Origin of the sequence: Streptomyces sp. NPDC001231, from assembly GCF_042896885.1 — a bacterium.
GTDB lineage: Bacteria > Actinomycetota > Actinomycetes > Streptomycetales > Streptomycetaceae > Streptomyces.
Genome location: NZ_JBIAXS010000004.1, coordinates 110,195 through 136,440 on the forward strand (window position 1 = coordinate 110,195; position 26,246 = coordinate 136,440).

24 protein-coding genes are annotated in these 26,246 nt (G+C 70.9%); 13 read left to right on the top strand and 11 right to left on the bottom strand.

Translation table 11 applies throughout. The annotated features are described in order from the left end of the window. The first annotated feature begins 39 nt into the window (after positions 1–39). Positions 40–573, top strand: a complete 534-nt coding sequence (locus ACFY3J_RS06760) for an SMI1/KNR4 family protein (protein WP_390840442.1) — start codon at positions 40–42, stop codon at positions 571–573. A gap of 50 nt (positions 574–623) precedes the next feature. Here ACFY3J_RS06760 and ACFY3J_RS06765 read toward each other — a convergent pair whose 3' ends face one another. The 4 genes from ACFY3J_RS06765 to ACFY3J_RS06780 all read right to left on the bottom strand — a co-directional run bounded on the left by ACFY3J_RS06765 (position 624) and on the right by ACFY3J_RS06780 (position 5,164). Further along, entirely contained in the window at positions 624–2,318 is a 1,695-nt protein-coding gene (locus ACFY3J_RS06765) for a relaxase/mobilization nuclease domain-containing protein (protein WP_390840443.1), read from the bottom strand. Further along, positions 2,308–2,883, bottom strand: a complete 576-nt coding sequence (locus ACFY3J_RS06770) for a hypothetical protein (protein WP_390840510.1) — start codon at positions 2,881–2,883, stop codon at positions 2,308–2,310. Before ACFY3J_RS06770 ends, ACFY3J_RS06765 begins: the two co-directional genes overlap by 11 nt. 315 nt (positions 2,884–3,198) lie before the next feature. Beyond that, positions 3,199–4,503 (bottom strand): DUF3631 domain-containing protein, encoded by a 1,305-nt coding sequence (locus ACFY3J_RS06775; protein WP_390840444.1) that lies wholly within the window; start codon positions 4,501–4,503, stop codon positions 3,199–3,201. A 466-nt stretch (positions 4,504–4,969) separates the two neighbouring features. Beyond that, positions 4,970–5,164 carry a helix-turn-helix domain-containing protein gene (locus tag ACFY3J_RS06780; RefSeq protein WP_390840445.1) on the bottom strand — a complete coding sequence of 65 codons (195 nt, stop codon included), beginning with the start codon at positions 5,162–5,164 and terminating at the stop codon, positions 4,970–4,972. A 121-nt stretch (positions 5,165–5,285) separates the two neighbouring features. Between ACFY3J_RS06780 and ACFY3J_RS06785 the strand changes: the two genes are divergently transcribed. Continuing rightward, entirely contained in the window at positions 5,286–5,786 is a 501-nt protein-coding gene (locus ACFY3J_RS06785) for a helix-turn-helix transcriptional regulator (protein WP_390840446.1), read from the top strand. A gap of 24 nt (positions 5,787–5,810) precedes the next feature. Beyond that, positions 5,811–6,929: a tyrosine-type recombinase/integrase gene (locus ACFY3J_RS06790; RefSeq protein ID WP_390840447.1), complete on the top strand. Its 1,119-nt coding sequence runs from the start codon at positions 5,811–5,813 to the stop codon at positions 6,927–6,929. 108 nt (positions 6,930–7,037) lie between these two features. Here the strand turns inward: ACFY3J_RS06790 and ychF are convergent, their stop codons facing one another. Then, entirely contained in the window at positions 7,038–8,126 is a 1,089-nt protein-coding gene (gene ychF / locus ACFY3J_RS06795; RefSeq protein WP_384171972.1) for a redox-regulated ATPase YchF, read from the bottom strand. Positions 8,127–8,449: 323 nt separating this feature from the next. On the opposite strand from ychF, the gene ACFY3J_RS06800 reads away from it, so the two are divergent. Then, positions 8,450–8,821: a DUF6542 domain-containing protein gene (locus tag ACFY3J_RS06800; RefSeq protein ID WP_384172623.1), complete on the top strand. Its 372-nt coding sequence runs from the start codon at positions 8,450–8,452 to the stop codon at positions 8,819–8,821. 94 nt (positions 8,822–8,915) lie between these two features. Here the strand turns inward: ACFY3J_RS06800 and ppgK are convergent, their stop codons facing one another. Both ppgK and ACFY3J_RS06810 read right to left on the bottom strand, forming a co-directional pair. After that, positions 8,916–9,662, bottom strand: coding sequence for a polyphosphate--glucose phosphotransferase (gene ppgK / locus ACFY3J_RS06805; RefSeq protein WP_384171975.1), 747 nt, complete (start codon positions 9,660–9,662; stop codon positions 8,916–8,918). A gap of 29 nt (positions 9,663–9,691) precedes the next feature. Further along, positions 9,692–10,699 carry a 4-hydroxy-3-methylbut-2-enyl diphosphate reductase gene (locus ACFY3J_RS06810; RefSeq protein WP_384171979.1) on the bottom strand — a complete coding sequence of 336 codons (1,008 nt, stop codon included), beginning with the start codon at positions 10,697–10,699 and terminating at the stop codon, positions 9,692–9,694. A gap of 134 nt (positions 10,700–10,833) precedes the next feature. Between ACFY3J_RS06810 and xseA the strand changes: the two genes are divergently transcribed. Together xseA and ACFY3J_RS06820 are read left to right on the top strand one after the other, a co-directional pair. Further along, the gene (gene xseA / locus ACFY3J_RS06815) at positions 10,834–12,042 is read left to right on the top strand and encodes an exodeoxyribonuclease VII large subunit (protein WP_384171982.1); all 1,209 of its coding nucleotides are present in this window, start codon (positions 10,834–10,836) and stop codon (positions 12,040–12,042) included. A gap of 9 nt (positions 12,043–12,051) precedes the next feature. Next, complete coding sequence (locus ACFY3J_RS06820) at positions 12,052–12,285, top strand: exodeoxyribonuclease VII small subunit (RefSeq protein ID WP_384171984.1); 234 nt, start codon at positions 12,052–12,054, stop codon at positions 12,283–12,285. 349 nt (positions 12,286–12,634) lie between these two features. Here ACFY3J_RS06820 and ACFY3J_RS06825 read toward each other — a convergent pair whose 3' ends face one another. Further along, positions 12,635–13,159, bottom strand: coding sequence for a DUF4245 domain-containing protein (locus ACFY3J_RS06825; protein ID WP_384171986.1), 525 nt, complete (start codon positions 13,157–13,159; stop codon positions 12,635–12,637). 126 nt (positions 13,160–13,285) lie between these two features. Here ACFY3J_RS06825 and glpX point away from each other — a divergent pair, with 126 nt between their 5' ends. After that, positions 13,286–14,320, top strand: coding sequence for a class II fructose-bisphosphatase (gene glpX, locus ACFY3J_RS06830; RefSeq protein WP_326803908.1), 1,035 nt, complete (start codon positions 13,286–13,288; stop codon positions 14,318–14,320). A gap of 161 nt (positions 14,321–14,481) precedes the next feature. Here the strand turns inward: glpX and ACFY3J_RS06835 are convergent, their stop codons facing one another. After that, the gene (locus ACFY3J_RS06835) at positions 14,482–14,859 is read right to left on the bottom strand and encodes a WhiB family transcriptional regulator (RefSeq protein WP_141358846.1); all 378 of its coding nucleotides are present in this window, start codon (positions 14,857–14,859) and stop codon (positions 14,482–14,484) included. Between the two features lie 141 nt (positions 14,860–15,000). Further along, positions 15,001–15,696, bottom strand: a complete 696-nt coding sequence (locus tag ACFY3J_RS06840; RefSeq protein ID WP_384171992.1) for a DUF1707 domain-containing protein — start codon at positions 15,694–15,696, stop codon at positions 15,001–15,003. Positions 15,697–15,877: 181 nt separating this feature from the next. Here ACFY3J_RS06840 and ACFY3J_RS06845 point away from each other — a divergent pair, with 181 nt between their 5' ends. The 4 genes from ACFY3J_RS06845 to ACFY3J_RS06860 all read left to right on the top strand — a co-directional run bounded on the left by ACFY3J_RS06845 (position 15,878) and on the right by ACFY3J_RS06860 (position 22,281). Further along, positions 15,878–17,572 carry a fumarate hydratase gene (locus ACFY3J_RS06845; RefSeq protein ID WP_390840448.1) on the top strand — a complete coding sequence of 565 codons (1,695 nt, stop codon included), beginning with the start codon at positions 15,878–15,880 and terminating at the stop codon, positions 17,570–17,572. A 104-nt stretch (positions 17,573–17,676) separates the two neighbouring features. Then, positions 17,677–19,062 carry a class II fumarate hydratase gene (locus tag ACFY3J_RS06850; RefSeq protein WP_388473973.1) on the top strand — a complete coding sequence of 462 codons (1,386 nt, stop codon included), beginning with the start codon at positions 17,677–17,679 and terminating at the stop codon, positions 19,060–19,062. Between the two features lie 72 nt (positions 19,063–19,134). Then, a complete protein-coding gene (locus tag ACFY3J_RS06855; RefSeq protein ID WP_390840449.1) occupies positions 19,135–19,827 on the top strand; it encodes a DUF402 domain-containing protein in 693 nt (230 codons plus the stop codon). Between the two features lie 300 nt (positions 19,828–20,127). Next, the gene (locus ACFY3J_RS06860; RefSeq protein WP_384172004.1) at positions 20,128–22,281 is read left to right on the top strand and encodes a SpoIIE family protein phosphatase; all 2,154 of its coding nucleotides are present in this window, start codon (positions 20,128–20,130) and stop codon (positions 22,279–22,281) included. A gap of 74 nt (positions 22,282–22,355) precedes the next feature. On the opposite strand, the gene ACFY3J_RS06865 is transcribed toward ACFY3J_RS06860, so the two are convergent. Then, positions 22,356–24,701, bottom strand: a complete 2,346-nt coding sequence (locus tag ACFY3J_RS06865; RefSeq protein WP_384172007.1) for a transglycosylase domain-containing protein — start codon at positions 24,699–24,701, stop codon at positions 22,356–22,358. Between the two features lie 258 nt (positions 24,702–24,959). Between ACFY3J_RS06865 and ACFY3J_RS06870 the strand changes: the two genes are divergently transcribed. Together ACFY3J_RS06870 and ACFY3J_RS06875 are read left to right on the top strand one after the other, a co-directional pair. Further along, a complete protein-coding gene (locus ACFY3J_RS06870) occupies positions 24,960–25,937 on the top strand; it encodes an SPFH domain-containing protein (protein ID WP_390840450.1) in 978 nt (325 codons plus the stop codon). Then, positions 25,934–26,197 carry a hypothetical protein gene (locus ACFY3J_RS06875; RefSeq protein ID WP_390840451.1) on the top strand — a complete coding sequence of 88 codons (264 nt, stop codon included), beginning with the start codon at positions 25,934–25,936 and terminating at the stop codon, positions 26,195–26,197. Before ACFY3J_RS06870 ends, ACFY3J_RS06875 begins: the two co-directional genes overlap by 4 nt. Positions 26,198–26,246 lie beyond the last annotated feature (49 nt).

Sequence of the window (26,246 nt, forward strand, 5' to 3'; positions counted from 1 at the left end):
AGGTGCTGCCAAGCCCAAACCAATCGCTACTCTCTTCGCATGACCGCGAACGGAGATCGCCAGTTCCCCGCCCCGCTCGCCGCTGCCATGGCGGTCCGGCTCGAGTGCATTGGCGAGGACGGTGCCGACTTCGAACCTTACGAGTCCTTTCTGACTGCTGATGAGACCACCGAGTGGTTCCGCGCGTGGACAGGCAACAGCGAGCTGAACGGCGATGACTTCCGCGTATTCGGCCAGGATGGCACCGGCGGGAACGCGGCGTTCTGGCTGGTTCGTCCAGGTCAGGAACTGGTAGAGCAGCCCGTTGTCTTTCTGGGCTCCGAAGGAGAAACAGGCGTCGTCGCTCGCGACCTTGGTGCCTTTCTGTGGCTGCTAGCTGACGGCTTTGGCCCGTGGGAAGCAGCCACCTCGTACGAGCCCGAGCCCGATTGGGCTCCCCAGGTCAATCGCGACCTGGCGGCTATCGCGGAGCAATTTACTCCGGACCGCCGCGCGTCGGCAGCGGCGATCATCGCGCAGGCCGCACAGGAGTTTCCCGACTTCGACGACACCATCATGAAGCTTTGCCGTTGAACCCGACCCGATGCCCCGCCACGACGAGTGGCGAGGGCATCTGACCGGGGTCAGCGGTGTCGACTGCGCTCTTCGGGCCTCGCGGCTACTGGTGTGGTCGGAGGGAGTGGCGTGGCGGACATGGACGATGTGCCACTGACGGTATTTCGCCTGCGTGCTGCCTGAGCGCGCTTGTTCGGCTGAGCGGTGATGCGCCAGTTGAGAACCTCGGCGGGGCGCTCGGCGCTGTCGAGCTCCCGCTGGGCGCCCACCTCGGCCAGAAGACGCCGGGGATTGTGGCCGACGGTCTCGGCGTGAGCGAGGGTTGTGGTCAGGGCGGCCCAGGCCGGGTCGGCGAGGATCCGGTCGGCGTGGTCGGCGAGGGCCGCACGAACGTCCTGCTCGAAGCGGCTGACGGTTGCGGCTCGCGGTGCACGGCGGGCCAAGTCGGCCAAGACGGGTGCGGCGGCCTGCTGGTAGCCCGCCTGTAGGTGGCGGAAGGCTTCTTCGGCCGCAGCGGCCTGCTGTTCGTGGCCGCGCTGCTCGTGCCACTTGGCGGCGGCGCGAGCCAGATGCACGGTAGCGAAAAGCAGGGCGACGGCGAGCCCGCCCGGCTCGCTGGAGGCGTAGGCGAGTTCCTTGGCGGCCTTGCGCAGAGCGGTGGCGGCCTGGTGGTCGGCGCGGATGGCGGAGCGGCGGGCGCGGTTGAACGCCATGGCCGCCGCCCGTAGTTCCGTCCGGTGAGGGCCGGTCGCGGCGCCGGCGATGTTGTACAGGGCATCGCCGAAGGCGGCCAGGTAACCCTGGGCGGCGGCATCGTCACCGGAGTCGAGGACGGTGCGTGCCGTGTGGATGGCGGTGGTGGTGTACCGCCATGGGTCGGCGGGGTCCGCCACATGCCGCCGGTCGGCCACCTCCTGGTCGGAGAGGCGTTCGCGTAGACGATTGATGGAAAGGTCGGGGGCGAGTTTGGAGCCGCCGTACCAGACGGGTGCGCCTGCCGCGTTGGTGTCGCCGGGGGCGGCAAGGCTGTAGCCGATCACGTCACCGGTCTCAGGGCCGAGGCGCGTCTTGACCTTGATGCCGAGGGACTGCAGCACGGTGAAGTAGTCGGCTTCGTTGCGCACTGCGGCGGCGACCGCGTACGCCTGCTCGCGCCGCCAGTGCCGTGCCGTGACCGTCTGACCCTGGCGCTCGGCCTTGGCGCGTTCAGCGCCGGTGGGAGTGCGAGGCGCGGTGAGGTCACCGGAATTCAGGCCGCGCAGGCCGAACTCGGCCTCGATCTTGCGGCACTCCGCCTGGGCCCGCTGTCCGTCTCGGTGAGTGCGCGGGCGGCGCCCGTCGGCGCGGACGATGGTGGCCATGATGTGGATGTGGTCGTCGGCGTGACGCACCGCGATCCACCGGCATGCCTTGTCGTCGTCTTCGGGGGCGATGCCTGTGGCGTGGACGATGCGGCGGGCGACCTCGGCCCACTCGGCGTCGGTGAGGTAGCGGTCGCCAGGCGCGGTGCGGACCGGGCAGTGCCAGACGTGCTGAGGCGGTTTCTTGCCGCCCAGCTCGCGGGTGCGCAGGTCGACGTGGTGGTCGAGACGCCTGGCGAGCCGGGAGTAGGTGGCTGCCGGGTCGCGGCTGGGGTCGGGGGCGCCGGCCATGTCCCAGGCGGCGACGATATGAGGGTCGGCGTGTTCGTCGCGGCGGCCGGGGCCGAAGAGGTAGACGATCAGTCCGCGGGTGTCGGAACCGGTGGAGACGTCAGGAACCATGCGCGGTGCCCTCCGCCAGGAGCTGGTCGATCAGTCGGTAGCTGTTCTGGGCCGCTTGCTCGACGCGGTCCAGCACCGCCTCGGCGCGCTCGGGCACTGTTCCTCGGTGGATGGCTGCGGTGATCTGGTTGAGGTTGCTGCCGATGCGGTTCAGCGCGACCGTGTGTGCCTCGACGGCCTCGATCAGCGGGCGGAGAGGATCGTCCTCCGGGCTGCCGACCAGTCCCACCTTGCCGAGGGCAACGGCCAGGGCGGCGTCCCCGACGAATCCGGCGAACTTCTGACCGCGCTGGTGAGCGACGGCGCTGATCACGCGGACCGCGGTCCGGGTGAAGCGGATGGTTTTCTCCTGGTCGCGCTTCTCCACCGTGCGCTTGCGGTTCATCAGTGCGGGCAGAGCGGGGGCGTCGAGGTCCCGCCAGGAGGGCTGCTCGGCGGGCGGTTGGACATCGGCCAGCGGCTGAGTGCGAGGGGCAACGGAGTCGGCTGCGGGCGGGCAGCTGGTCTCGGCTATGCCCTCCTCCGGCTCGGGCGCCCCCTGGCGCTCGGCCTTCTCCTCCGCCACCCCTGGGGCGGGGGCAAGCGCGGACGAAGCCTCGTTAGAGGCTCGTTCGCTCCAGCTTGCTGCTGATCGGCGGGGCAGGCCGAAGAGTCCCTTGCGGCGGCGGATGGGGGCGTTGTCGGTGCTCGTTTCGGGCATGGCGGTGCTCCGGTAGTCGTGTGGGGTGGGGCTTCGTCACGTCCGTTGCATCCGTCCCGTAGCTGGTCAGGGTAGGTACGGAGGCGGTCGCAGGTACGGAGTGATCCGTATTGGCAAGGAACTCCGTCCCTGCGCTGACCTGCGCGGGGACGGATGCGACGGATCGATACGGAGCTGGTGTCAGCGAGTGGGCTTGGGGCTGGCAGGCCCGCCAGGCGGGCCGATGGGCAGCGTCCCGGACGGAGGGGCGGGCGGCTTGCCGTGGGTTGGCCGTGCGAGCGCGGCCTCGCTGGCTGCGGGGGCCGGTTGGACAGGGTCGGGGCAGTAGCGGGCCCAGGCGTCGAGGAACTGGTTGCGGGCGTACGCCTTGGCCTGCCTGCCGTTCTCGAAGCGGTGGTTGGCCGGGCTGATGCCGAAGTCGCGCAGCAGGTTGGCCAGGTGGTAGGCGTTCAGGCCCTTGGTGCCGTACTCGGCCCACGGCGCCTCGGCGTCCTGGACGAGGGCGGCGAGCAGGTCCTGGCTGCGCAGAGCCTCCTTGTGGCCCTCCTGCTCGAACACGCGGCGGACGTCTCGCAGCAGCCGCGTCTTCAGCGTCGTCAGCTCGTCCTGGACCACCTCGTTGCGCGTCATCGCCAGACAGGCGGCACGGACCCGCGAGGGCCAGTGCCCGCCGGCCAGGTCGGCGACGATCACCAGCGGCTCCCACGTGTCGGCGGCGCGGTCCTCGACCGGCATCTGCGGAACCAATCCCGCGGCGGTGCTCCGCAGCGGGGCCAGCCAGGCGGTCAGCCGGTCGCGCAGCGCGTGCAGTTCGGGCAGCGAGTACCGCGAGCGGAACGGGGTGATCCGCTCGCCGGGCTTGCGCTTCTGCATGCGGATGACGACCGCCCGGTCCATGATCGTGTCCGGCAGGTCGCCGATCCCGGCCAGGGCAGCCATGGCGAAGGTGGGGAACGCGGTCGGCTTGTGCTCCGGTCCGGAGATCCGCCAGGCGGGCCGGTTGCGCTGGTGCCCGGCGTTCAGCAGACCGCGCAGGTCCTCCTTGTCACCGGCCTTGGGGCCGAAGATGGTGTCGGCCTCGTCCACCAGCAGCGTCGGCGGGTTTTTGCCGATGACGCGGAAGACCACCGCGTGCGACGTGTTCACCGTCATCATCGGCTGGTGCACGGTCTCATGGAGTACGTCCAGGACACGGGACTTGCCGCACCCCTTGGTCGGCCCCACGACCGCCAGCCGTGGCGCGTGCTGGAGTGCGGGCTGGATGTGGGAGGCGGCCACCCACAGCGTGACCGCCGTTAGGGCCTCGTCGCTGGGCAGCACCACGTACCGACCGATCGCCGCACTCAGGTCATCCAGCAGCGCGGCTCCTTCGTCGGCCGTCTCGCCGCCCGCACCGGCGCGGTCCCCGGTCCCCGATCCGCCGTCGGGGACCGCGGTCCCCGCAGATGCGTGGGGACCGTGGCTCCCACCATCGGCTCGGAGCACGGCGTGCTCGCCCGGGATTCGGGGACCGGGTTCGGGGACCAGAGGACCGAAAGTCTCCGTCCGGTCCCCGGCTTCCGCTCCTGCGGGACCGGTCCCCAAGGCACTGACCTGCACACGTTCCGCGCTGGGGGTGTTTCGGTCCCCAACCGGAACACCCGTCGAAGCATCGTCGGTGGAGCGTGCAGCAGGGGACCGTGACTCCGTTCGGTCCCCGCCTCGGTCCCCGTTGCGCCAGGGGATGCCCTGGCCGGGGACCGCGGCGGCGGGCCAGACGACCTCGGATGCGTTCGAGGTGGCGGGGGACGTAGGGTTCTCCATAGGCGTTCCTCTCAGGTGAGGGACGGGTCGGGCAAGGTCCCGCCCCTCACCGGTTCGTTCGTTCAGGGATGGGCGACGTGCAGGGGAATCTCCGGCCCTCGGCGTTGGCGCGCCGGGGGCCGTTGCTGTGTCCGGGCCTGCCGGCGGCTCATGAGGCCAGGCCCCACTCGTCTCGGCCGTCGATCAGGGTGCGCTCGTAGCGCAGCAGCTCGGCCTCGGGGTACAGCACCCGCTTGCCGACCTTGATGCCGTGCGGCCCCTTCTTGATGTGGCGCCAGTAGCGGACGGTGCTCTCGGCTGTGCGGTAGCGCTCGGCGACCTCGGCGGTGGTCAGGTATCGCATGCATTCCCATTCGACTAGACGGCGATCCGATCCGCATAAAGTTGTACCCCGCGATCAGCGGTTACCCAAATCGGGAAGCTCATGTTTCAATTTGGATAGCGATGGGGATGATGGAGGTTCGATGACAGGCGACAGGCCCGAGGGCGACGAGGTGCCGCTGCTCTACAGCGAAGGGAACGTGGCCGCGCGCGTGGCCCTGGAGCGCGAGGTCAGAGGGTGGAGCACGACCGAGCTGGCGGAGCGGGTGACGAGAGCCGGCGTCAAGATGAACCAGACAGCGGTCTGGCGCATCGAGAACGGCACCCCTCGCCGACGCATCAACCTCGACGAGGCCCTCGCCTTCGCCCGCGTCTTCGAGCTTCCCCTTGAAGAGCTGATGTCCCCGCCCCTGGAGGGGCTCGACCTCGACAGCCGGCGGCTCGTCCAAGAGGCCGTCGAGGCGTTCTACGAGGCCCGAGACGCACGCGACCGCCTGCACCACGCCGTGGTCGCCATCGCCGACCACATCAAGGCCCATCCCGACAGCTCGCGGGCGATCCACGAGCAGTGCCTCCGCCTCATGGGCGACGAGCGGGACGCTCGCACCCTCAGCAACGACATCGAGGACGGCGGCCACTACTGACAACCGACACGAAGGAGAAGCCACTTGGCCAACATCCAGAAGCGCCCCAACGGCAAATGGCGGGCCCGCTACCGCGACCTCGACGGCAAGGAGCACGCGCGCCACTTCGAGCGCAAGATCGACGCCCAGCGGTGGCTCGACGAGGTCACGGCCAGCATGGTCACCGGGCAGTACGTTGACCCGCGGTCGGCGAAGAAGCCCTTCAAGGAGTACGCGGAGGAATGGCGGGCCATCCAGCCGCACCGGCCTTCCACGGCCAAGGCGGTGGCACAGCACCTGCGCTGCTACGTCTACCCGGCCTGGGAGAAGCGGGCGCTCGGCGCCATCAAGCCCGGCGACGTACAGAGCTGGGTCACCAGCCTGACCACCACGCACGGGCTGGCCGCCAGCACCTCACGAACGGTCTTCAACACGGTCAACGCCGTCTTCCGGGCGGCCGTCCGTGACCGGATGATCCCTCACAACCCGTGTGCCGAGGCAAAGCTGCCCTCGGTGCCACGGAAGAAGATCGTGCCACTGGCCGTCGAGCAGGTGCGGACGCTGTCCGAGGAGATACCCGCCCGCTACAAGGGCCTCGTGCTGCTCGGCGCGGCCACCGGGCTCCGCCCCGGCGAGCTCTTCGGCCTCCAGCTCCGGCACCTGGACCTGCTGCACGCCACCGTCTCGGTCGAGCAGCAGATCCAGCAGACCGCCAAGCACGGCGTGTACGTCTGCCCGCCCAAGACCGCTCGCTCGCACCGCACGGTCCCGCTCCCCCGCATGGCGGTGGTTGCGATGAAGGCCCACCTGCAGGACTTTCCCGCCGATGGGCCCGAGAGCTGGATCTTCACGGCGCCGCAAGGCGGACCCGTGGTCTACACGCACTTCATGGACGGGTCCTGGCGGCCCGCCTGCGCGAAAGCCGGCATACCGAAGGGCACCGGACCCCACGCCCTCCGGCACCACTACGCCAGCCTGCTGATCAAGCACGGCGAGTCCGTGAAGACGGTCTCCGAGCGCCTCGGCCACACCAACGCGGCCATGACGCTGAACATCTACACCCACCTGTGGCCCGACTCCGAAGAGCGGACCCGGGCCGCCGTCGACAAGGCGTACGCGGACCAGTCCGCCGATGCCCAGCCACAGGTCGACGAAGCGGCGTAACCGCTCCCCCACGCGCCGGACTCATCCAGCACGCTGCGGACTCGGTGCGGACCGCAAAGGCCGCCCAACCCGCTCCGTCGCAGGTCAGACGGCCTTTCGCCGGACGTATCAGACGTTGAAGCGAAACTCCACCACGTCCCCGTCGCGCATCACGTAGTCCTTGCCCTCCATGCGGGCCTTGCCCTTGGCGCGGGCCTCGGCGACCGAGCCGGACTCCAGGAGGTCCTCGAAGGAGATGACCTCGGCCTTGATGAAGCCCTTCTGGAAGTCGGTGTGGATGACACCGGCGGCCTCGGGGGCGGTGGCGCCCTTCTTGATGGTCCAGGCGCGGGACTCCTTGGGGCCGGCCGTCAGGTAGGTCTGGAGGCCGAGGGTGCGGAAGCCGACGTGGGCGAGGGTGGCGAGGCCGGGCTCGTCCTGGCCGACGGACTGGAGGAGTTCCAGGGCCTCGTCCTCGTCCAGCTCGGCGAGGTCCGCCTCCAGCTTGGCGTTGAGGAAGATCGCCTCGGCGGGGGCGACCAGGGCGCGCTGCTCGTTCTTGAAGTCCTCGTCGACCAGTTCGTCCTCGTCGACGTTGAAGACGTACAGGAAGGGCTTGGTGGTCAGCAGGTGCAGGTCGTGCAGGAGCTCGGCGCGCTCGCTGCCCTGGACGATGCCGTGCGCGAAGAGCGTGTCGCCCTTCTCCAGGATCTCCTTGGCCTCCTCGACGGCCTTGACCTTGGGGCCGACGTCCTTCTTGATCCGCGACTCCTTCTGGAGCCGGGGCAGGACCTTCTCGATGGTCTGGAGGTCGGCGAGGATCAGCTCGGTGTTGATCGTCTCGATGTCGTCCTTGGGCGAGACCTTGCCGTCGACGTGGACGACGTTCTCGTCCTTGAAGGCGCGGATGACCTGGCAGATCGCGTCCGACTCGCGGATGTTCGCGAGGAACTTGTTGCCCAGGCCCTCGCCCTCGCTGGCGCCGCGCACGATGCCGGCGATGTCGACGAAGTCGACGGTGGCCGGGAGGATCCGCTCCGACTTGAAGATCGAGGCGAGCTGGGCGAGACGACCGTCCGGCACTCCGACGACACCGACGTTCGGCTCGATCGTGGCGAACGGGTAGTTGGCCGCGAGCACGTCGTTCTTGGTCAGGGCGTTGAACAGGGTCGACTTGCCGACGTTCGGCAGACCGACGATTCCGATCGTGAGCGACACGTTGCGACTTCCCGTACGTGAGGAGACTGGGGGCCAGGCGGCCGATCCACCAGTCTACGGCGTGTCGCAGCCGGGCCCCGCGACGGTTCGAACGCTTGGCCAGGCTGCCGCGCACGGCGTGTCAGGCAGGCTATTCGCCACATAAACAGACCTAGGTTGGTCCAGTGGAGCAGCACAGGACGCGACACCAGCAGCACGGACCGCGACGAAGCAGGCCGCCGGTGCCCCCGGCGCGCCGGCCTCCTGCCGCACGGCGTCCCCCCGCTCCGGCGGCGGCCCCGGCACCCGCGCCGCGGCGGCCGTCCGGTCCGCGGCTCACGGGCCTGGGCGCCGGGATGTTCTGCGGGGCCGTCATGTTCCTGCTCGGTGGTCTCGACCTGCTGCTCTTCGACGGGGCCTCCACCGCGTACGGGGTGCTGTTCCTGCCGGTGTGCGCGCTGACCGCGCTGTGGGTGCGCAAGGGCGACCTGCTGACCGCGCCCGTCGTGGTGCCGATCGGGTTCGCCGTGGGGCTGCTGCCCGTGCTCGACGGGGAGGTGGGGTTCCTCGGCAAGCTGATGGGCCTGGTGACCGCGCTCGCCACCCAGGCGCCCTGGCTGTACGCGGGGACGCTGATCGCGGTGGTGACGGCGCTGGCGCGGCGGGTGGCGCTGGCAGCGCGGCGGCGGGCGGTGCGCAAGCGCCTGGCGGGCTGACGCGCCGGGGCGATCCGCCGGTGGGAGGGCCACCGGCGGATCGCCCGGACCCGTCTGCGTCGGTGAGCGCGTCCGCGCGTCGAGGGCTACCGCCTCACCCGTGCTCCGCCGCGTGCATCGCCGCGCCGACGATCCCCGCGTTGTTCTGCAACTGGGCGGGAACGATCTCCGCCTTGATGTCCTCGATGAGGGGCAGGAACTTCTCGGACTTGCGGCTGACGCCGCCGCCGACGATGAACAGCTCCGGGCTGAAGAGCATCTCGACGTGGGCGAGGTACTTCTGCACCCGGCGCGCCCAGCGCTCCCAGCTGAGGCCGTTGTCGTCCTTGGCCTTGCTGGACGCCCGCTTCTCCGCCTCGTGGCCGTTCAGCTCCAGATGCCCGAGTTCGGTGTTGGGGACGAGGACGCCGTCGACGAAGACGGCGCTGCCGATGCCGGTGCCGAAGGTCAGCAGCACCACCGTGCCCTTGCGGTCGCGCCCGGCGCCGAAGTGCATCTCGGCGACGCCCGCCGCGTCCGCGTCGTTGACCACCGTCACCGGCAGACCGCCCAGCCGGCCGCCGAACAACGCGCGCGCGTCGGTGTCGACCCAGCTCTTGTCGACGTTGGCCGCCGTACGGACCATGGCGCCGCCGGTGACGACGCCCGGGAACGTCAGCCCGACCGGTCCGGTCCAGCCGAAGTGGTCGACCACCTCTTTGACCCCGTCGGCGACGGTGTCGGGGGTCGCCGGGTGCGGGGTCAGCACTTTGTGCCGTTCCTGGGTCAGGTCTCCCCTGTCCAGGTCCACAGGGGCGCCCTTGATGCCGGACCCGCCGATGTCCACGCCGAAGATCTGCATGGCTCCACGTTACGACGTACGACGGACCGTCACCGCTGCGTCGTACCGGACCCTCCGCGCTCGGCGACCAGCGCGGCCGCCTCCTCGCGCAGGTCCCGGCGGAGTTCCTTGGGCAGGGAGAAGGTGATGGACTCCTCGGCCGCCTTGACGATCTCCACGTCCTCGAAGCCGCGCTGCGACAGCCATTCGAGCACCTGCTCGACCAGGACCTCCGGCACGGAGGCGCCCGAGGTCAGGCCGACCGTGGTGACGCCCTCCAGCCAGCTCTCGTCGATCTCGTCGGCGAAGTCCACGAGGTAGGCCTGGTCCGCGCCCGCGAGCTTGGCGACCTCCACCAGCCGCTTGGAGTTGGAGGAGTTGCGGGAGCCGACGACGATCACCAGGTCGGCTTCGGCGCCCATCTGCTTCACCGCGAGCTGACGGTTCTGCGTGGCGTAGCAGATGTCGTCGCTGGGCGGGGAGAGCAGTTGCGGGAACTTGTCCTTGAGCGCGTCGACCGTCTCCATGGTCTCGTCGACCGACAGCGTGGTCTGCGACAGCCACACGACCCGGGAGGGGTCGCGGACCTCGACGTTCGCGACGTCCTCGGGGCCGTCGACGAGCTGGATGTGGTCGGGGGCCTCGCCGGTGGTGCCGATGACCTCCTCGTGGCCCTCGTGCCCGATCAGGAGGATGTCGTAGTCGTCGTTGGCGAACCGGACGGCCTCCTTGTGGACCTTGGTCACCAGGGGGCAGGTGGCGTCGATGGTGGCCAGGTGGCCCCGCTCGGCCTCCTCGTGGACGGTGGGGGCCACGCCGTGCGCCGAGAACATCACGATGTTCCCCGGCGGCACCTCCTCCGTGCGCTCGACGAAGACGGCGCCCTTCTTCTCCAGGGTCTGCACGACGTACTTGTTGTGGACGATCTCGTGCCGGACATAGATCGGAGCCCCGTACTGCTCCAGGGCTTTCTCGACGGCGATCACGGCGCGGTCCACACCCGCGCAGTAGCCCCGGGGGGCGGCGAGCAGGACACGGCGGCCAGACGAAGCAGTCATGCCCCCATCGTAAGGCCGCCACCGCGGCCCGAAGATCGCCCCGCGAACGCCCCGCGAACGCCCCACGGACGCGCGGCCCGGGTCGGTGGGCGAGGGGGTGGGGGTTGTCGGTGGGGGCGGCTACTCTCGCGGGCATGGCTCTCTCCACGTCTCCCGAAGCTCCCCTGCCCGTCGGTGAGGTGTCACGGCTGATCGGGGGGTGGATCGAGCGGCTCGGCGCGGTGTGGGTCGAGGGGCAGATCACGCAGTTGTCGCGGCGCCCGGGTGCGGGCGTGGTGTTCCTGACGCTGCGCGATCCGTCGCACGACATCTCCGTCAGCGTGACCTGCTACCGCCAGGTGTTCGACGCGATCGCCGACGTGGTCGGCGAGGGCGCGCGGGTCGTGGTGCACGCCAAACCGGAGTGGTACGCGCCGCGCGGACAGCTGTCGCTGCGGGCCGCCGAGATAAGGCCGGTGGGCGTCGGTGAGCTGCTGGCCCGGCTGGAGCAGCTGAAGAAGACGCTCGCGGCGGAGGGGCTGTTCGCGGCCGGGCGGAAGAAGCCCCTGCCCTTCCTGCCCCAGCTCGTCGGGCTGGTCTGCGGCCGGGCGTCCGCCGCGGAGCGGGACGTGCTGGAGAACGCCCGGCACCGCTGGCCCGCGGTCCGCTTCGAGGTGCGCAACGTCGCCGTGCAGGGCGTGCATGCCGTCCCGCAGGTCGTGCAGGCCGTGAAGGAGCTGGACGCGATCGACGACGTGGACGTGATCATCGTGGCGCGCGGCGGCGGCAGCGTGGAGGACCTGCTGCCGTTCTCCGACGAGCAGCTGGTGCGCGCGGTCGCCTCCTGCCGTACGCCCGTGGTGTCCGCGATCGGGCACGAGCCGGACACCCCGCTGCTCGACTACGTCGCCGACCTGCGCGCCTCCACACCGACCGACGCCGCGAAGAAGGTCGTACCGGACGTCGGCGAGGAGTACGAGCGGGTACGGCAGCTGCGCGACCGGGCCCGCAGGTGCGTGCGGGCGCTCGTCGAGCGGGAGGAGCGGGGGCTCGCCCACGCGCTCGCCCGGCCCTGCATGGAGGACCCGCACCGCATGATCGACGAGCGCGAGGACCACATCGCGTCGGTCCTCGACCGTGGCCGGCGCACCCTGAGGCACCTGCTGGACCGCGCGGACTCCGAGCTGACGCACACGCACGCGCGCGTCGTGGCCCTCTCCCCCGCCGCGACCCTCCGGCGCGGGTACGCCGTGCTCCAGAAGGCGGACGGGCACGTGGTCCGCGACCCGGGAGAGGTGACGGCGGACGAGGCCCTGCGGGCCCGGGTCGCCGAGGGCGAGTTCACGGTTCGTGTCGACACATAGGGTGGGCGGATGACAAGCAAGGCGGATGAGGCACTCGGCTACGAGCAGGCACGGGACGAGCTGATCGAGGTCGTCCGGCGCCTGGAGGCGGGAGGTACGAGCCTGGAGGAGTCCCTCGCGCTGTGGGAGCGCGGCGAGGAACTGGCCAAGGTGTGCCGACGCTGGCTGGAGGGCGCCCGCGCCCGCCTGGACGCGGCCCTCGCGGAGGAGACGGAACGGGAGGGGGCGGAGGGCTCGGAGTAGGCGGCGGGGCACGGTCGGGGCCGGGCGAGGGCCACGATCGGGAGCCACGATCGGGAGCCACGATCGGGGCCGGGCGGAGCCGGCCACGGTCCGGGGCCAGGGCCCGAGGTCAGGGCCGGGGTCCGGCGGTCGAGGCCAGGGGATCCGCCGGTCGGGGCCACGGACCGCACTCGGGGCCGGGGTCCGCGGTCGGGACCAGGCCCACAGCCGGGGCCAAGGCCCACGATGAAGGCCAGGGGCCCCTGGTAAGGGGTACGACCGACGACCAGGGCCGAGGCCCGCGGTCACGGCCGGGGCCAGCGGTCAGGGCCTGGGAATCCGCCGGTCAGGGCGGCGCCCGTGGGCAGGCTCAGGATGTTTTCAGCGCTCGCGCCATCGTCGTCAGCTGGTCGAAGGACGCCGTGCCCGCCACCACGGTCGTGGCCCCCTCGGTGTCCTCCAGCACGAGCGCGTCGTAGCGGCCGCCGGTGTAGCGCGTCCACGTACGGCCGTCGATCTCCTCGGTGACCTTCGTGGCCCGCCCGCCCAGGCTGGCAGCGTCGATGAAGTCCTTGCGCCTCTCCGCGGACTGCTCGACCGCCACGTACTGACCGTCGGGATCCTGGAAGCCCAGGTGCCAGTGGTCCTTCTCGTGGGCCCGGAAGCGGACCGAGGTGGCCTTCCAGGTGTCGGGCAGGCCCTCGGGCGCGGCCACCGGGTACGACGCCGCCCGGCGTGCGGTGGTCAACTCGATGCTGTAGTCGACCCGCTTGATGTCGGGAGCCTTGGTGTCGTGCGGGACGAAGAGGTAGATGACCGCCGCCGCGATCCCGATCAGGCCCAGGGAGAGAATCATGTCCCGGACCGTCTTCTGCTTGCCGTTCGAACCTGCCACGCCCCTATCGTCGCAGGTGCCCGCTCCGCTCATCCGTGGGGTCCCCTGCTCATTCTGCTCGTCCGGAGATAGAGTCGGGGCCAACACCCTCATCCGGCCGTCGTCGTATCAGAAAGGTGCGCTCCGATGACCGAGCATCATCATCTTCCCTCCGAGCTCGAGGTGCCCTCCGAGGCGCCCGACCGCAACATCGCCCTGGAACTCGTCCGGGTGACCGAGGCAGCGGCGATGGCCGCGGGCCGCTGGGTCGGGCGCGGTGACAAGAACGGCGCCGACGGCGCCGCCGTGCGCGCCATGCGTTCCCTCGTCTCCACCGTCTCGATGAACGGCGTCGTCGTCATCGGCGAGGGGGAGAAGGACGAGGCCCCGATGCTCTTCAACGGCGAGCACGTCGGCGATGGCACCGGGCCCGAGGTCGACATCGCCGTCGATCCGATCGACGGCACCACCCTGACCGCCAAGGGCATGCCGAACGCGATCGCCGTCCTCGCCGCCGCCGAGCGCGGCGCGATGTTCGACCCGTCCGCCGTGTTCTACATGGACAAGCTGGTCACCGGGCCGGAGGCGGCCGACTTCGTCGACATCAACGCTCCGGTGTCCGTGAACATCAAGCGCGTGGCCAAGGCCAAGCGGTCCACGCCGGAGGACGTCACGGTCGTCATCCTGGACCGGCCGCGGCACGAGAGCATGATCAGGGAGATCCGGGAGACGGGCGCCCGCATCAAGCTGATCTCCGACGGCGACGTCGCCGGCTCGATCCTGGCGCTGCGCGACGGTACCGGCATCGACCTGCTGCTCGGCATCGGCGGCACGCCCGAGGGCATCATCTCTGCCTGCGCCGTGAAGTGCCTCGGCGGCACGATCCAGGGCAAGCTGTGGCCGAAGGACGACGAGGAGCGGCAGCGGGCGCTCGACGCCGGGCACGACCTGGACCGCGTGCTGACCACGGACGACCTGGTCTCCGGCGAGAACGTCTTCTTCGTCGCCACCGGCATCACCGACGGCGAGCTGATGCGCGGCGTGCGCTACCGCGCCGAGACGGCGACGACCGACTCGATCGTGATGCGGTCCAAGTCCGGCACGGTCCGGCGGATCGACTCCGAGCACCGGCTGAGCAAGCTGCGGGCGTACAGCGCGATCGACTTCGACCGCGCGAAGTAGCCGGTCCGCGGACCCGTTACGGCGATGGGGCGCTCCCTGTGCGGAGGGGGCGCCCCATACGCGTACGGGTGCTCGGTCCGGCGACCGGTTGCCCGGCCCGAAAGGGTGGCCGGGGCGGCGCCGGTCCGGTGGGCGGGCCTCGCTCCGCCGCCCGGGCGGCCTTACCCCGCCGCCGCTATGCGTCCCGTGGCGCGGGCCGCCTTCTTCAGCTCCAGGTCACGGCGGCGGCGCCGGGCCAGGACGACGCGGCGCTCGGCGGCGGTGAGGCCGCCCCAGACGCCGTACGGCTCGGGTTGCAGCAGCGCGTGCTCGCGGCACTCGACCATGACCGGGCAGCGCGCACAGACCCGCTTGGCCGCCTCCTCGCGGGACAGCCGCGCGGCGGTGGGCTCCTTGGAGGGTGCGAAGAACAGGCCCGCCTCGTCACGCCGGCACACCGCCTCGGTGTGCCAGGGCGCGTCCTGATCCCTGTCTCGCGCCGGCGCCCGCTGGGCCGGGACGGCAGCTACCTGCAGCGACGAATGCGGCGGTTGCAGCACGGTCTTCTCCTGACGACGGCTTCGCGAGCTGGAGGGTCCGAGAGACGATGCAGCAAGGCCTACCCGCTGTGCGCGCGCCTATGCACTGAGTTCCCAACCGCCCGGCCGGTGACCGCCGTCGCCCGAGGACGACCGCCGTTGTCACATGTGCTTGCGCAGATGCTTGTCCACCTTGCTCTGGACGCGGTCGAGAATGTCCGCGACGAGCTTGCCCCGCTTCGGCCGCGCCTCGACGTTGCCCAGCACGGCCCAGCCGTCGACATAGACGACGGGCGCCTCGGACTCGGGCGAATCCAGCGTGACCACCTCGAAGTTGCCGAGGACGCCGCCGCCGGTGCCGCGCAGCGACACGTTCTCCGGGACGCGGACCTGCACGTCGCCGAAGACCGAGACGGCCTTGATCACGACCTGCTGGTACTCGAAGACCGCCTCGCTGAGGTCGATCTCCACACTGCCGAAGATCGCGTACGCGTGCACCCGGCGCCCGGGGCGCCAGCGGCCGCGGCGGGTGGCCTGGCTGAACACCGCCACCACGTTCTCGTCGGCGACGGGGGGTATCTCGCCGGCCGTCGGCCGGTTCGGCGCGGGGGTGTACGCGGTGGCCGCGCGGCGCTGGTGGGCGGCGGGCAGGTCCTGGATGAAGACCTCCAGCTCGCCGACCGTCTTGGCGTTCAGCACCCCCTCGACGCGCTCGGCGTGCTCGTCGGCGTTCAGACGGCCCTCGGCGAGGGCCTCGCGCAGGATGTCGGCGATACGGTCACGGTCGGCGTCCGAGGCGCGCAGTTCGGCGACAGGGGCGGCGGCCGTACGCGGTTCGGTCTGCTTCTGAAGGTCCACGGCAGCAGCGTACCGAAACGCGATAGATCGCGACTAGGGGTGTGGACGACGGGCGCGCCGCGCACCGTGTCAAACCGCACTGAGCCGGACCTCACAGATTCACCGTCGGTGGCAGGTTCTACGCTGGTCGGTGCCCGCCGGTGTCGGCGGGCAGCCGTCTGCCGAGTGAGGAATGGGCCAGATGCCGCACAATTCCCCCCCTGCCCACCCTGCGTTCACGTACACCGATCTGCTCCCCCAGGGTGAGGACACCACCCCGTACCGGCTGGTGACGTCCGAGGGCGTCTCCACCGTCGAGGGGCCCGACGGGCGTACGTTCCTCAAGGTCGAGCCGGAGGCGCTGCGCAAGCTGGCCGCGGAGGCCGTCCACGACATCCAGCACTACCTGCGCCCGGACCACCTCGCCCAGCTGCGCCGCATCATCGACGACCCGGAGGCCTCGGCGAACGACAAGTTCGTCGCCCTGGACCTGCTCAAGAACGCGAACATCGCCGCGGCCGGCGTGCTGCCCATGTGCCAGGACACGGGCACGGCGATCGTCATGGGCAAGCGCGGCCAGAACGTGCTGACGGCGGGCGAGGACGAGAAGGCCCTCTCCCAGGGCATCCACGACGCCTACACCAAGCTCAACCTGCGCTACTCGCAGATGGCTCCGCTCACCATGTGGGAGGAGAAGAACACCGGCTCCAACCTGCCCGCGCAGATCGAGCTGTACGCGACGGACGGCGGCGCCTACAAGTTCCTGTTCATGGCCAAGGGCGGCGGCTCGGCCAACAAGTCCTTCCTGTACCAGGAGACGAAGGCCGTCCTGAACGAGGCCTCCATGATGAAGTTCCTGGAGGAGAAGATCCGTTCGCTGGGCACCGCCGCGTGCCCGCCGTACCACCTGGCGATCGTGGTCGGCGGCACGAGCGCCGAGTACGCCCTGAAGACGGCGAAGTACGCCTCCGCGCACTACCTGGACAACCTGCCCACCGAGGGTTCGCCGCTCGGGAACGGCTTCCGGGACGAGGAGCTGGAGGAGAAGGTCTTCGAGCTGACGCAGAAGATCGGGATCGGCGCGCAGTTCGGCGGCAAGTACTTCTGCCACGACGTGCGCGTGGTCCGGCTGCCGCGGCACGGCGCGTCCTGCCCGGTGGCCATCGCCGTCTCCTGCTCGGCCGACCGCCAGGCGCTCGCGAAGATCACCCCCGAGGGCGTCTTCCTCGAGCAGCTGGAGAAGGACCCGGCGCGGTTCCTGCCGGAGACCACGGACGAGCACCTGGACGAGTCGTCGGACGTGGTCCGCATCGACCTCAACCAGCCGATGGAGTCGATCCTCGCCGAGCTGACCAAGTACCCGGTCAAGACCCGGCTGTCGCTGACCGGCCCGCTGGTGGTGGCCCGCGACATCGCGCACGCCAAGATCAAGGAGCGGCTCGACGCGGGCGAGGAGATGCCGCAGTACCTCAAGGACCACCCGGTGTACTACGCGGGCCCGGCCAAGACCCCCGAGGGTTACGCGTCCGGCTCCTTCGGCCCGACCACGGCCGGCCGCATGGACTCCTACGTCGAGCAGTTCCAGGCGGCGGGCGGCTCCAGGGTGATGCTGGCCAAGGGCAACCGCAGCAAGCAGGTCACGGACGCGTGCGACGCCCACGGCGGCTTCTACCTCGGCTCGATCGGCGGTCCGGCGGCCCGCCTGGCCCAGGACTGCATCAAGAAGGTCGAGGTCGTGGAGTACGAGGAACTCGGCATGGAGGCCGTCTGGAAGATCGAGGTCGAGGACTTCCCGGCGTTCATCGTCGTCGACGACAAGGGCAACGACTTCTTCCAGGACCCGGCCCCCCAGCCGACCTTCACGTCGATCCCGGTCCGGGGCCTCGGTCTCGCCTGAGTCGGTCCCCACAATCCTCCCGGAGCCCTCGGCAGCCGCCGGGGGCTCCGCCCCGTCCGGGCCCTCGCCGGAACATCCGCAGCGCCGCCCGCGCTGTACGCGGTATGAGCGAATACCGCATCGAGCACGACTCCATGGGCGAAGTCCAGGTCCCCGTGCACGCCAAGTGGCGTGCGCAGACGCAGCGGGCAGTGGAGAACTTCCCCGTCTCCGGGCAGCGGCTCGAGCGCGCGCACATCGAGGCGCTGGCCCGGATCAAGGGCGCCGCGGCCAAGGTGAACGCGCGGCTCGGGGTGCTGGACGAGGACGTCGCCGGGGCGATCCAGGACGCGGCGGCCGAGGTGGCCGAGGGCAAGTGGGACGAGCACTTCCCGGTCGACGTGTTCCAGACCGGATCCGGGACCTCGTCCAACATGAACACCAACGAGGTCATCGCCACCCTCGCCGGTGAACGGCTGGGCCGGGACGTGCACCCCAACGACCACGTCAACGCCTCGCAGTCCTCCAACGACGTCTTCCCGTCGTCGATCCACATCGCCGCCACCGCCGCCGTCACCCGCGACCTGATCCCCGCCCTGGACCACCTCGCGAGCGCGCTCACCCGCAAGGCCGAGGAGTTCGCCGACGTCGTGAAGTCCGGGCGCACGCACCTGATGGACGCCACACCCGTGACCCTCGGTCAGGAATTCGCCGGGTACGCGGCCCAGGTGCGGTACGGCGTCGAGCGCCTGAACGCCTCCCTGCCCCGGCTGGCCGAGCTGCCCCTCGGCGGGACCGCCGTCGGCACCGGCATCAACACCCCGCCCGGCTTCTCCGCCGCCGTGATCGAGGAGGTCGCCCGCGCCACCGGGCTGCCGCTCACCGAGGCCCGCGACCACTTCGAGGCGCAGGGGGCCAGGGACGGCATCGTCGAGACCAGCGGCCAGCTGCGGACCATCGCCGTGGGGCTGACGAAGATCGCCAACGATCTGCGGTGGATGGCCTCCGGGCCCAGGACCGGGCTCGCCGAGATCTCCCTGCCCGACCTCCAGCCCGGCTCCTCGATCATGCCCGGCAAGGTCAACCCGGTCGTCCCCGAGGCCGTGCTCATGGTCTGCGCCCAGGTCGTCGGCAACGACGCCACCGTCGCCACCGCCGGCGCCGCCGGCAACTTCGAGCTCAACGTCATGCTCCCGGTCATCGCCAAGAACGTGCTGGAGTCGGTCCGGCTGCTGGCCAACGTGTCCCGGCTGCTCGCCGACCGGACCGTGGACGGGATCGTCGCCCACCGCGAACGGGCCCGCGAGTACGCCGAGTCCTCGCCGTCCGTGGTCACCCCGCTCAACAGGTACCTGGGGTACGAGGAGGCGGCGAAGGTCGCCAAGAGGGCGCTGGCAGAGCAGAAGACGATCCGTCAGGTCGTCGTGGAAGGCGGATACGTCGAGCGCGGCCTGCTCACGACGGAGCAACTCGACCGGGCACTGGACGTCCTGCGGATGACACGTCCGTAACCTGGTGCTGCCGGGGCGTGAACCCTGACGTCCTGCACGGCGGCGGATGCCCCGGGCACCTAATATTTGCCCATGGCACACGACGGAGCGAGCCCACGCGCGACGACGGGCGGTGCGGCGGCGCCCTGGACCCCCGGCAGCCGGATCCTGTGGCGGTACCGGGAGAACGGCGGCGCGCGCTTCCACATCGTGCGGCCCGTGACCGTCGTGCAGGACGACCCGGGGCTGCTCGCCGTGTGGATGGCGCCCGGCACCGAGTGCGTCAGACCCGTACTCGCCGACGGCACACCCGTGCACCTGGAACCGCTCGCGTCGCGTTACACCAAGCCGCGCACCGTGCAGCGCGACCGCTGGTTCGGCACGGGCGTGCTGAAGCTGGCCCGGCCCGGCGAACCCTGGTCGGTGTGGCTGTTCTGGGAGCCCGGCTGGCGGTTCAAGAACTGGTACGTCAACCTGGAGGAACCGCTGGCCCGCTGGGCGTGCGGGGTCGACTCCGAAGACCACTTCCTGGACATCTCCGTTCATCCGGACCGCAGTTGGCACTGGCGGGACGAGGACGAGTTCGCGCAGGCGCAGCGGGACGGGCTGGTGGACGCCGAACTCGCCGAGCGGGTCCGGGCCGCGGGCCGGGACGCGGTGGAGACGATCCGCGCCTGGCGACCGCCGTTCTGCGAGTCCTGGCAGCAGTGGCGCCCGGACCCGGCCTGGGAGGTACCGTCACTGCCGGACGACTGGGACCGCTCCCCCACGCGCGTGGCCTCATGAGACCCTTGATGCGCCCCCGGGCGGGAAACGTAGGATCGTCCTCCGCAACAGGCGAAGGACCGGTACCAACTCCCGGAGCACAAACCGGGTCTGATCGAACGTCACCGAGGGGCGGCAGGACGTGAGCGAGGGGTACGAGGGCAACACCCGTGCGGACCACGGTCGGTTCGCCGGCGGCACAGCAACAGCCTCTGACCACGCCGGAAATCCGTTCCTGGGGCAAGCATTCCGGGTATCGGGTCTTCGGCGGGACGAACTGCGCGCCCGGCGCGCAGCCCCGGACGGATGGATTCGACACGCGTGACGGAGCAGCCGACCTCCTTCGAACGCCCCCAGCCGGGCGCCGACCCCGCGGACGCCCGTGGGGCGCTTCTGCATACCCCGACCGCCCCGGGGGCCGCGGCGTTACCGCTTCAGTCCGGCCCGGCCGACGACGTGCCGCGTCCGGTCGGCGCGGCCGGGTCAGAGCACTCCCAGCCGGCGTCCGCCGAGCCCGACGCACACCGTCCGCGCCCCGCGCCGGAGGGCATCCCCGCCCAGCCGGACGCGGCGGCCAGGGTCGCCGGGGGCAGGGCCGGCGAGGACGGGCCCCCCGACGGCACCGACTCCGGGCAGGCGAACGCCGAGGCGCCCCGCGCGGCGGGCGGGCCCGGCGGCCGGGAGCGGCGGGCCGGGCGCGGTGTGCCTCCCGACGGCCAGGAGCGCCGTACCGGGCAGGGACTGCCGCCCGGGCGGACGCTGCCGATGCGCCGGGACGGGGACCGGCTGCGGTTCGTGGGGGCGGCCACCCGGCGCATCGCCCGTGGCATGGACCTCGACGAGATCGTCCTGGGGCTGTGCCGGGCCACCGTGCCGACCTTCTCCGACGCCATCCTCGTGTATCTGCGCGAGCCGCTGCCGGTGGGCGACGAGCGGCCCGCCGGCCCGCTCGTCCTGCGGCTGCGCCGCACCGACCGGATACCGGCGGAGCGCGACACCGAGCTGGGGTTCATGCCGGCGCCGGTGCCGGAGCAGCCGGCCGAGCTGTCGGCGGTGACCAACGAGCTGTGCGAGGTACGGCCCGGCTCCGCGCTGGGCGAGGTGCTGCGAGGCGTACGTCCGGTGTTCACGGACACCGCGTCGGCCCATGCCGCGCTGACGGAACTCCTCGGCGAGGACTCCGAGTTGGTCGTGCCTGACGGGCAGCGCACCATTCTCGCCCCGCTGCGCGGCCGGCGCCGGGTCATCGGTGCCGCGCTGTTCCTGCGCCGCCCGGAGCGCCACGCGTTCCAGCCCGACGACCTGCTCGTCGCCGCGCAGCTCGCCACGCACAGCGCCCTCGGCATCGACAAAGCGGTGCTGTACGGCCGTGAGGCGTACATCGCCGACGAGTTGCAGCGCACCATGCTGCCGGAGACGCTGCCCCGCCCCACCGGCGTCCGGCTGGCCTCCCGCTATCTGCCCGCCGCGGAGACCGCGCGGGTCGGCGGGGACTGGTACGACGCGATCCCGCTGCCCGGCAGCCGGGTCGCCCTCGTCGTCGGCGACGTCATGGGCCACTCCATGACCTCGGCCGCGATCATGGGCCAGCTGCGCACCACCGCGCAGACCCTGGCCGGGCTCGACCTGCCGCCGCAGGAGGTGCTGCACCACCTCGACGAGCAGGCGCAGCGCCTGGGCTCCGACCGCATGGCGACCTGCCTGTACGCGGTCTACGACCCGGTCGCGCACCGCATCACCATCGCCAACGCGGGCCACCCGCCGCCGGTCCTGCTGCACTTGGGCGGCCGGTCGGAGGTGCTGCGGGTGCCGCCGGGCGCTCCGATCGGCGTCGGCGGTGTCGACTTCGAGGCGGTCGAGCTGGACGCCCCGGCGGGCGCGACCCTGCTGCTCTACACCGACGGCCTGGTCGAGTCGCGGCTGCGGGACGTGTGGACGGGCATAGAGCAGCTGCGCGAGAAGCTCTCGGCGACCGCGCAGCTCACCGGCCCCGACCATCCGCCGCCGCTGGAGGCGCTGTGCGACGAGGTGCTCGACATGCTCGGCCCGGGTGACCGGGACGACGACATCGCGCTCCTCGCCGCCCGTTTCGACGGCATCGCGCCGAGCGACGTGGCGTACTGGACCCTGGACCCGGAGGACTCCGCCCCCGGCCAGGCCCGCCGCCTGGCCCGCGGGGCGCTGGCCCGCTGGGGCCTGGAGGAACTCACCGACTCCGTGGAGCTGCTGATCAGCGAGGTCGTCACCAACGCCGTGCGCTACGCCTCCCGCCCGGTCACCCTGCGCCTGCTGCGCACCGATGTGCTGCGCTGCGAGGTCGGCGACGACGTCCCGCAGTTGCCGCGTCTGCGGCAGGCCCGCGCCACGGACGAGGGCGGACGCGGACTGTACCTGGTCAACCGGATGGCCAGACGCTGGGGCGCGACCCGGCTGAGCACCGGCAAGGTGGTCTGGTTCGAGCTGAACCAGGGCTGAGCCGGAACAAGCGGACACGCGAAGGGGCGCCCGGCCTGGCCGGGCGCCCCTTCGCGCTGCTCACCGCGCGTCGCTCACTGCTGCTCGTTGGGGAGGAGCGGGTTGTCGCTGAGGCCTTCCGTCGGCTCTCTGCTCGACGCCGTGTCGCTCGGCGACTGCGACGGTGTCTGGCTCGGTGTCTGCGACGGCGTCTGGCTGGGCGTCTCGCTGGGCGATTCGGACACCGACGGCGCGGTGGTGGTGGGCGTCTCGGACGGAGTCTCGCTCGGCGACTCGGTGACCGACGGGGACGTGGACGGCTCCACGGCGGCACCCTGCTTGGTTTCCAGGTCGAACTTGCTGACCTCGCCCATCGCGTTGAAGGTGTAGTCGGCCCAGATCTGCGCGGGGTAGCCACCGCCGTTGATACGGCCGCTGCCCGGGATGAGGCCGGTGGCGCCGCTCAGCGTGGTGTGCGCATGGGTCTTCGGGTTCTCGCCGAACAGGCCGACGGAGGTGACCAGGCCCGGCGTGTAGCCGGTGAACCAGGCGGACTTGTTCTCGTCGGAGGTGCCCGTCTTCCCCGCCACCTGCTGGCCGTTGCGCCGCGGGTTGTCCCGCACCGACCTCTTGGCCGTACCGTCGTCGACCACGCCGGTCAGCACGGAGGTGACCGTGTCGGCGGCCTCGCGGCTGATGACCTGCTCGCCGATCGGGTCGGCCATCTTGACCGCACGGCTCTTCTGCTCGGCCGACTTGACGATGGTCGGGGTGACCTTCTTGCCGTGGTTGTCGAGGGTGGCGTACATCCCGGCCATCTCCAGCGGGCTGGCGCCCATGGAGCCCAGCGTCTGGGCCGGTACCGCCTGCATGCCCTTGGTGTTCATGCCGAGCTTGCCGGCGACCTCCATCACCTTGTCCATGCCCACGTCGACGCCCATCTGCGCGAAGACGGAGTTGACGGACTGGTTCATGGCCCTCTGGACGGTGATGTCGCCGTAGTTCTGGTCGTCCTCGTTGGGCGGCCCGAAGCCGACCTTGGTGCCGTGGTCGAGGACCTGACGGCCGCTGGTGCCGTCGTAGACGGTGTTCGCCGCGATCGGCCGGCCGTCCTGGGTCCTGGAGTCCTCCTCCAGCGCCGCGGCCAGGATCACCGGCTTGAAGGTGGAGGCCGGCTGGTAATCCCGCCGGGTCGCGTTGCTGAGGTAGTGCTTCAAGTAGTCCTCGCCGCCGTACAGGGCGAGGATGCGCCCGGACTCCGGGTCGACGGAGACGGCACCGGCCTGGACGTGCCCGTCCACCGTCCGCTTCTTCGCGTCCAGCTTGCCGGTGAGCTGCGACTTGACCGCCTCTTCCAGCGCGGACTGCTTCTTCTTGTCGATGTTCAGGGTGATGGTCCAGCCCTGACCTTCGACCGCCTGCTCCGCCTGGCCCTGGGTGAGGTCCTGGTCCTTCATCAGCTGCTGTTCGAGCTGCTGGTTGGCGAGGGCGATCAGGTAGCCCTTCTGGCCCTCCCGTCCGGGAGCTGGCCGGGGCTCCTTGGGGACGGGGAACTTCATGGTCTGCCGCTTGCCGGCGTCCAGCCAGCGCTGCTTGACCATGTTGTCCAGCACGTAGTTCCAGCGCTGCTGCGCGAGCCGCTTGCCGGTGTCGCTCGCGACGGCCCAGTCGTACTGGCTCGGGGCCTGCATCAGGGCGGCCAGGTACGCGCCCTGCTCGACGCTGAGGTCCTTGGCGTCGACGCGGTAGTAGGCCTGCGCGGCGGCCTGGATGCCGTAGGCGCCCCGGCCGTAGTAGCTGGTGTTGATGTAGCCGGCGAGGATGTCGTCCTTCGACATCCGCTGGTCCACCTTCAGCGAGATGACCAGTTCCTTCAGCTTGCGCGTGACGGTCTGGTCCTGGTTGAGGTAGAAGTTCTTGACGTACTGCTGGGTGATCGTCGAGCCGCCCTGCGCGCCCTTGCCGCTCACCGTGTTGAGCAGACCGCGGGCGGTGCCCTTCAGGTCGACGCCGTTGTCGGTGTAGAAGGTCTTGTTCTCGGCCGCGACGAAGCAGTGCTGGACGGCCTTGGGCACCTTGGACAGGTCCACCATCTCGCGGTTGACCTCGCCGGTACGCGCCAGGATCGTGCCGTCGCTGTACTTGTAGATGTTGCTCTGGCGCTGCGCGTCGGCGTTGCCCTCGGGTATGTCCACGACCAGGTACAGCACGATGAAGGCGCCCATGCCCAGCAGGCAGAGGCCGAGGAAGGTGCCGAGGATCTTCTTCCAGGTGAACAGGCGGCCCATGCCGCTCTTCCCCTTCGGCCTCGCCGCCCGGCGGGCCGCCGCCCTGCCGCCGCCCGCGGGTCCTATGCCGGCCGCCGGTGTCCCGGACGAGTCCTGGGGCGCCGCGCGGCGGCCCCCGCGCTGCCGCGCTCGTCTCTCTTCCGCTCGTCCCATGGGTCCGTACGCTCCGCTTCCGTCTCGCCTGTCACTCAGGTGCGTGGTCCGGGTCAGCTCAGAAAGCTAACACCGCCGCCTGTGACAAAGGCGCCCTGATACGTCCCATTACGGACGTGACAATCAGCACCCACCCCAGTGGAACCGACGTTCCAGGGGCACCAAGGGTTGCCGTGCCTCGATAAAGTGATATCACTTGGATAGACAGAAACCATGGTCCGCGATACCGCGGGCCTTCGACGACCAGGGGGACCCGCCATGCCCGCACAGTCACCGCGCGACGCCACGCACGACCTCGCACAGGGCCCCGCACCCGCCACCGAGCCGGCCGAACTGCCCGAGATGCCCGAGCCGCGCGTGCGGGAGTTCCCGGCGCACAGCATCGGGGGCGGACTCGCCCTGCTCCTCGGGCTCCTCGGACTGCTGGTCGCCGCGGCCCTGCTCGCGGGCGGGGTGAACGCCTCGGCCACCGGCGCGAAGGCCGCGCTGATCGTCGTCGCCCTCGTGGTCGGCATCGGCGCGCTGCTCGGGATGTGCGGGCTGAACACGGTCGCGCCGGGCGAGGCCCGGGTGGTCCAGCTCTTCGGCCGCTACCGGGGCACGATCCGCGAGGACGGGCTGCGCTGGGTGAACCCCTTCACCTCCCGGACGAAGATCTCCACCCGTGTCCGCAACCACGAGACCGCCGTGCTCAAGGTCAACGACGCCTACGGCAACCCCATCGAACTCGCCGCGGTCGTGGTGTGGAAGGTGCGGGACACCGCGCAGGCCACCTTCGAGGTGGACGACTTCCTGGAGTTCGTCTCCACCCAGACCGAGGCGGCCGTACGGCACATCGCGATCGAGTATCCCTACGACGCCCACGACGAGGACGGACTGTCCCTGCGCGGCAACGCCGAGGAGATCACCGAGAAGCTCGCCGCCGAACTGCACGCGCGCGTGGAGGCGGCCGGAGTGCAGATCGTCGAGTCCCGCTTCACGCATCTGGCCTACGCCCCGGAGATCGCCTCGGCGATGCTCCAGCGACAGCAGGCCGGCGCGGTCGTCGCGGCCCGCCGGGAGATCGTGGACGGCGCGGTCGGCATGGTCGAGGCGGCGCTCGCCCGGATCTCCGAGCAGGGGATCGTGGAACTGGACGAGGAACGGAAGGCGGCGATGGTGTCGAACCTGATGGTGGTGCTGTGCGGGGACCGGGCACCGCAGCCCGTGCTGAACACAGGGACGCTCTACCAGTGACCGCCACCGAGGAAGGGTCATCGCCCGGCCGCCGGCCGCGGCAGCGCAAGCAGGTGCTGCTGCGGCTGGACCCGTCGGTGTACGACGCGCTCGCCCGCTGGGCCTCGGACGAACTCCGCTCGGCCAACGCGCAGATCGAGTTCCTCCTGCGCCGCGCCCTCGCGGAGACGGGCCGCCTGCCGGGCGAGGCCGGCCCCATCCCACGCCGGGGCCGCCCTCCACGCACCCCGCGACCACCCGAGGGACCTCAGCCCCCGTAGCAGAACCGTGACAATCACCCCCCACCTGCACAGTCACTCCCTCCGCCAC